The organism is Halomonas sp. BC2 (genome assembly GCF_002078115.1).
In the GTDB taxonomy this organism is placed as follows: domain Bacteria; phylum Pseudomonadota; class Gammaproteobacteria; order Pseudomonadales; family Halomonadaceae; genus Vreelandella; species Vreelandella stevensii.
The window spans coordinates 146,750-152,920 of the sequence record NZ_LFGT01000008.1; the positions used below are offsets into that span (position 1 = coordinate 146,750).

The 6,171-nt window shown below is 62.5% G+C and carries 6 protein-coding genes; 5 read left to right on the top strand and 1 reads right to left on the bottom strand.

Annotated features, from left to right (window positions below; all coding sequences use genetic code 11):
• From B7L71_RS06045 to B7L71_RS06065, 5 genes are all read left to right on the top strand, one after another.
• Positions 1-362: ABC transporter permease (locus B7L71_RS06045; RefSeq protein ID WP_249273185.1), on the top strand; the 362-nt coding region annotated here is incomplete at its 5' end.
• Positions 359-1,201 (top strand): ABC transporter permease, encoded by an 843-nt coding sequence (locus B7L71_RS06050; RefSeq protein WP_081136659.1) that lies wholly within the window; start codon positions 359-361, stop codon positions 1,199-1,201. The genes B7L71_RS06045 and B7L71_RS06050, both read left to right, overlap by 4 nt.
• The gene (locus B7L71_RS06055; protein WP_081136661.1) at positions 1,198-2,619 is read left to right on the top strand and encodes an ABC transporter ATP-binding protein; all 1,422 of its coding nucleotides are present in this window, start codon (positions 1,198-1,200) and stop codon (positions 2,617-2,619) included. The genes B7L71_RS06050 and B7L71_RS06055 overlap by 4 nt, the downstream gene beginning before the upstream one ends.
• 84 nt (positions 2,620-2,703) lie before the next feature.
• Entirely contained in the window at positions 2,704-3,237 is a 534-nt protein-coding gene (gene sodC, locus B7L71_RS06060) for a superoxide dismutase family protein (protein ID WP_081136663.1), read from the top strand.
• Positions 3,238-3,365: 128 nt separating this feature from the next.
• Positions 3,366-4,838, top strand: a complete 1,473-nt coding sequence (locus B7L71_RS06065; RefSeq protein WP_081136665.1) for a carbon starvation CstA family protein — start codon at positions 3,366-3,368, stop codon at positions 4,836-4,838.
• Between the two features lie 767 nt (positions 4,839-5,605).
• Here the strand turns inward: B7L71_RS06065 and bfr are convergent.
• Complete coding sequence (bfr, locus tag B7L71_RS06075) at positions 5,606-6,091, bottom strand: bacterioferritin (RefSeq protein WP_016914994.1); 486 nt, start codon at positions 6,089-6,091, stop codon at positions 5,606-5,608.
• Between the last annotated feature and the right edge of the window lie 80 nt (positions 6,092-6,171).

Below are 6,171 nucleotides of genomic sequence, written 5' to 3' on the forward strand. Positions count from 1 at the left end.
CTCCAGCCGCGTGGCTCGCAACGCCATGGCCGAGGTTTCCCAGTCGGCCTATTACGCCTTTTTCTCACACCAAGGGCCTTGGGCCACGGCGCAGCTTCCTGCGCCACGGTCTGCGCAACGCATCGGTGCCCGTGGTGGCCTATCTGGGCGTCCAGTTCGTCTACCTGATCGAAGGTGTCGTGGTGGTCGAAACCCTGTTCGCCTGGCCCGGCATCGGCCACGCCCTGGTACACGCCATCGTGGCCCGAGACGTGCCGATGATTCAAGGCACGGCGCTGGTCATGGGCCTGCTGTTCGTGCTGCTGAATACGGCGGTGGATATCGCCTGCCACCTACTCGACCCAAGGAGACGCCAAGCATGATGGGCACTACCTCGTCACGGCTACCTGCCTCCCGCCCCCTGCATGGCCATACGACGCTGCTATCGGCGCGCCAATGGTGGGGCGCGGGCCTGCTGGCCCTGCTGCTCGCCTTTGCCTGGCTGGTGCCCTGGCTGGTCGACGCCGACCCCGCCCGCCAGCAGCTCAGCCGCATCCTGCAGGCACCCTCGCTGGCCGAGCCCTTCGGTACCGACCACCTTGGCCGCAGCATGCTGGCGCGTATGGCAGCCGCCATTCGGCTCTCATTGGGCATGGCACTGCTCAGCGTAGCCACCGCCGCCATTCCCGGCGTACTGCTGGGCGTCGTGGCGGGCTGGCGGGGCGGCTGGACCGACCGCCTGCTGGGTAGCGTGTCCGATGCCTGCCTGGCGCTGCCGGGCCTGTTGCTGGTGCTGCTGCTGGCCGCCATCGCCCCCGGCAACTTCTGGACCCTCTACGTGGGGATCTCGCTGGTGCTGTGGATCGAGTATTTCCGGGTAGTACGAGCGCGCACCCAAGCGCTGGTCACCTCACCACAGATCGAAGCCAGCCGACTGCTGGGCTTTGGCCCGGTGATGCTGTTTCGTCGCCACTTATGGCCTGAGCTGGCGCCCCAGGTGTTCACGCTGGCCGCCTTCGGTGCCGCCAGCGCGATTCTCGCCATGGCCGCGCTGGGCTTTGTCAGCGTCGACCTGCGGCCGCCCACGGCGGAACTGGGCTTGATGATGATCGAGCTGTTGCCCTACTACCACGAAGCCCCCTGGGCCATGGCACAGCCGATTCTCGTGCTGTTCGTGGTGGTCTTGAGCTTGAACCTGCTGGCAGGGAAGGACCCACGATGACCTCCATGACGCTCACCACTCAACTGCTGGATGTCAGTGATCTGGAGATCACTGGCGACGGCGTCACCATCGCCCCGATCAGCTTTCGTCTGGCCGCTGGCCAGCGTCTGACCCTGCTGGGGGAAGCCGGTTCGGGCAAGAGCCTGATTGCCCAGGCCATCATGGGCACGCTACCGCCGGGTCTGGCGGCGCAAGGTTCGCTGGAAATTGCCGGTGTGACTTATCCTGCCAACGCCCCGCAAAGCCGGCAGGCGCTGTGGGGCCGCACTCTGGCGCTGCTGCCCCAGGAGCCCTGGAACGCGCTGGACCCCACCATGCGCGCCCTGCCACAAGTGGCAGAAACCCATCGTTTCGTCGCTGGCAAGACAGCAGCAGACGCCCAAGCCGCCGCCAAGGCCGAGTTGAGCCGCCTGGGTCTTGCCCATGCGCTGCATAAACTGCCGGGGGAGCTTTCCGGCGGCATGGCCCAGCGGGTGGCCTTCGCGGCCGCCAGCGCTGCGGGGGCTGCCATGGTGATTGCCGATGAGCCCACCAAAGGGCTGGATGCCCCGCGCCGGGATGACGTGGTCGAATTACTGGCCAGCACCCCCGAGCGTGGCGGCGCCCTGCTGACCATCACACACGATATCGAAGTCGCCCGGCGACTGGGGGGCGAAGTGATCATTCTGCGCAAGGGACAGGTGGTTGAACGCGGTCCTGCCGAAGTGCTGCTGAACCACCCGAATACCGAGTATGCCCAACGCCTGCTGGCCGCCGAACCCAGCCGCTGGCCCGATCCCCCCGCGTTTCGTGGCCACGACGAGGCCCCCGTGGTCAGCGCCCAGGGGCTTGCCATGACGCGCGGCGGTCGAGCGCTCTTCTCCCAGCTGGAGGTCAGCCTGCGCCCCGGCGAAATCGTCGGCGTGGTGGGCTCCTCCGGCTGCGGCAAGAGCACGCTGGGCGATATTCTGCTGGGCGTCACGCGGCCCAACCAGGGGCGCGTCGACTACCATCAAAGTATTCCCGTACTGGGCCGCCAGAAGCTCTACCAGGACCCTCCGGCCGCCTTTTCGCCCCACTGGACACTGGCGCAGCTGCTGGTCGATCTGCAGCGGCGTCACCGCTTCGACCCGGCACGCGTGGCGCCGCTGCTGCAGCGCCTGGGGCTCGACGACCACCTGCTGGCCCGTCGGCCGGGGGAGATTTCCGGCGGTGAACTGCAGCGCTTCGCGATGCTGCGCGTGCTGCTGCTCGAGCCACGCTTCCTGTTCGCCGACGAACCCACGTCCAGGCTCGACCCCGTCACTCAGCAGCACACCCTCAGCCTGCTCATCGAGCTGGCCCGGGAGCAGGGCTGCGCGGTGATGCTGGTCAGCCATGACCCGGCCTTGATCGAGAAAGTGTGTGACCGTCAGATGGCCCTGACGTTGGCGGGTTAGCCCTTCGCCAACTACCTTGATAAGGTACCCCTTGGCACGCCACGCTGTGCCAGGGCTTCCATGGACAAGGAAAGGAGCCATCACATGCGCTATTCATTACCGCTGACCGGTATCGCTGCGGCCCTGCTGTTGGCAGGCGCGGCACAGGCCAATGAAGCATTGGACGTCGAGATACACAAGGTGAGCGCTGAAGGTACCGAAGAGTCGATTGGTACCATCGCCATCGAGCATACCGATCACGGCGTGCTCTTCACGCCCTCCTTGAGTGACCTGGAGCCAGGCGTGTACGGCTTTCACATGCATGAAAATGCCAGCTGCGACCCGGCTGAAAACGAAGATGGTGAGATGACCGCAGCGCAAGCGGCTGGTGGCCACTACGACCCCGAAGAGACCGACACCCACCAGGGCCCCTATGGCGATGGCCACTTGGGTGATTTGCCGGTGCTGACCGTCAATGAGGACGGGGAAGCCAACCTGCCGGTGCTGGCACCGCGCCTGAGCATGGAAGACGTGCTGGGCCGCAGCCTGATCATTCATGAAGGCGGCGACACCTACGATGACGAACCTCACTTGGGCGGCGGCGGTGCTCGCATGGCGTGTGGCGTGATCAGCTCGTAATTCCACTAAAGTCGCCAGCCACTAAAGTTGTAAGGCATGACCTGACAGGTCTCTGTACATTCCTTCCGGCTAAATAAGCGTGGCCCGTCAATGGCCACGCACTCCCCCTGACCTGTTGAGTGCTTTAGATGATTACCTTCATTCTCTCGATACTACTGCTGATCGTGGGTTACTTTACCTACGGCAAGTTCGTCGAGCGCGTGTTTGTCGCTGATCGTAAGCGCCAGACCCCCGCTTTCAGCATGCGCGATAACATCGACTACGTGCCGATGAATACGACGCGCAACTCCTTGATTCAGTTGCTTAACATTGCGGGTGTAGGCCCCATTTTCGGCCCGATCCTGGGGGCGCTGTACGGCCCGGTGGCGTTCGTCTGGATCGTCATTGGCTGTATTTTCGCCGGTGCCGTTCACGACTACCTGACCGGCATGATCTCGATTCGTAACCACGGCGCGCACTTGCCCCAACTGGCAGGCAAGTTCCTGGGTAAAGCCATGAAGCACGTGGTCAACGGTTTTGCCATTTTGCTGCTGTTGCTGGTGGGTACGGTGTTCGTGACGTCGCCAGCCGCCCTGCTGGCCAACATGACCTCTTTCTCGGTCACGCTGATCATCCTGGTCATCTTTGCCTATTACCTGGTGGCCACGCTGCTGCCCATCGACAAGGTGATTGGCCGTATCTACCCCTACTTTGGAGCGCTGCTGCTGTTCAGCGCCGCCGGTATCGGCATCGGCCTGGTGGTCACTGGTGCGCCTATTCCCGAACTCTCTTTCCAGAACATGCACCCGGACAATGCGCCCATTTTCCCGCTGCTGTTTCTGACCATTTCCTGTGGTGCGCTTTCCGGCTTTCATGCCACCCAGACACCGATCATCTCGCGAACCACTGAAAACGAAACCAATGGCCGCAAGATCTTCTACGGCATGATGATTGCCGAAGGCGTGATTGCCATGATCTGGGCCGCCGCCGCCATGAGCCTGTTCTACGGCGACCAGACCCTATCCGACGTGCTGGCGTCCGGTGGCCCGGCCGCCGTGGTCAGCGAAGTCTCTACCACCATGCTGGGCGCCGTCGGTGGCACGCTGGCGGTACTGGGTGTCATTGTGCTGCCCATCACGTCCGGTGACACCGCCTTCCGCAGTGCGCGCATGATCATTGCCGACTATCTGAAAGTGGGCCAGAAACCGCTCGCCAAGCGCATCATGATCGCGCTGCCGCTGTTCGTGGCCTCTTATGCGCTCACCCACATGGACTTCACGCTGCTGTGGCGCTACTTCTCCTGGGCCAACCAGACCACCGCCGTCATCGCCCTGTGGACTGCGACGATGTACCTGGTACTCTCACGCAAGCCCTACCTGATCACCTCCATCCCGGCGGTCTTCATGACCATGGCAACGTTCACCTACCTCGCCTACGCCCCCATTGGCTTCAACCTGCCGCTGCAGGTCAGCTACGTGGTTGCCGCGTGCGGTACGCTGGTGTGCATCGCGCTGTTCATGAAGCGGGTACGTCGCCTGAGCCGGACGACCTTCAGCGTCGATGAACCCGTTCTCGAGGCCCCTGCAAACCCAACTGGCCAACTGGCGCCTCAGGGCCAGTGACCCGCCATCCATTCCGAAGCGATCGAGTAGGAGGGGGAGTCGCCTCCCCCGTCCTCTCACACCACCGGGCAAACGGATCCGTACCACGGCGGTTCCTGTCCCCCATTATCGGGCTGAGCTTCGTTCCGCTGAATTCGCTCGCCTGTGTGCTCTGAGCGCTTCGACAGTCTTTGGGCTTCCGGCCCGCCATACAGTTATCGAGAGCCCTCCGGGGAGGCTTCTGCTCGTACACATCAGAGAGTGGTCAACTATCCACTCGTGACAGGTTCAGCCCTTCAGCTCTTGGTTAGAGAGCCTAATATGGCCTCTGCTGACTCCTGTTCGCCCATCCCGACACCTCACGGTGTCGGTAGCCAGTGGCAGGCGAACAGGCCTCCCAGGGTAAGACGCGCGACCTTCCTCCCATCTACCCGCCGCATCTACTTCCACATCTTCTGGATAGCTATTGGGCTTCGAGTTTCATGGCCCTCTCGCCCAGATGTGGCTGCCTCATATGCGGTTCCTGTTCGTCGGGCCAGGAGTTTGCCTACAGCTTCCTTCAGATTCCGCCTCACGACGAACACCCTTGCTGTTCAGCTAACGGTTCCCGCTATCAGGGTCCGTAGGGGACTTTCACCCCCAAGTCATCCGGCCAACCACCACGGCGGACCGGATAGCGCCTAATTGGCGCTGCGCGCCATGCCTGGCGCACCATAAAAAACGGGCAGCCCCTTGGGGCTGCCCGTTTTGGTTAGCGGGGCAATGCAGTGCATGCCCGGCTTGACGCGTTACTCTTCGTCGGTCGCCAACGCCATGTGCTTTTGCAGGTAGTTCTGAATACCGACCTGCTCGATCAGCTTCAGCTGCGTTTCGATGTGGTCGATATGACCCTCTTCATCGGCCAGCAGGTCGCGCAGCAGGTCACGGGTCACGTAATCCTTGACGCTTTCGCAGTAGGTGATGGCTTCGATGTAGTCGTTGCGGCCGTCGTGCTCGATCTTGAGATCGGCTTCCAGCATTTCCTTGACGTTCTCGCCGATGTGCAGCTTGCCGAGGTCTTGCAGGTTGGGGATGCCTTCCAGGAACAGGATGCGCTCGATCAGCTTGTCAGCGTGCTGCATCTCTTCGATGGACTCGTCGTACTCCCACTTGGCCAGGGTTTTCAACCCCCAATCCTTGTACATCTTGGCGTGCAGGAAGTACTGGTTGATGGCGACCAGTTCGTTGCCGAGTGCGATGTTGAGATGCTGAATGACCTTCGGATCACCTTTCATGCCGTCACCTTCTTTTAGAGTATAGTGCTGTTGATTACAGCTGCGTCAAACAAGGAGTATAGGCCTTGACGCCCTCCCCG

Coding starts and splice junctions, on each gene's coding strand:
- sodC (WP_081136663.1), top strand. CDS start 2,704: ATGCGCTATTCATTACCGCTGACCGGTATCGCTGCGGCCCTGCTGTTG.
- B7L71_RS06055 (WP_081136661.1), top strand. CDS start 1,198: ATGACCTCCATGACGCTCACCACTCAACTGCTGGATGTCAGTGATCTG.
- B7L71_RS06065 (WP_081136665.1), top strand. CDS start 3,366: ATGATTACCTTCATTCTCTCGATACTACTGCTGATCGTGGGTTACTTT.
- bfr (WP_016914994.1), bottom strand. CDS start 6,091: ATGAAAGGTGATCCGAAGGTCATTCAGCATCTCAACATCGCACTCGGC.
- B7L71_RS06050 (WP_081136659.1), top strand. CDS start 359: ATGATGGGCACTACCTCGTCACGGCTACCTGCCTCCCGCCCCCTGCAT.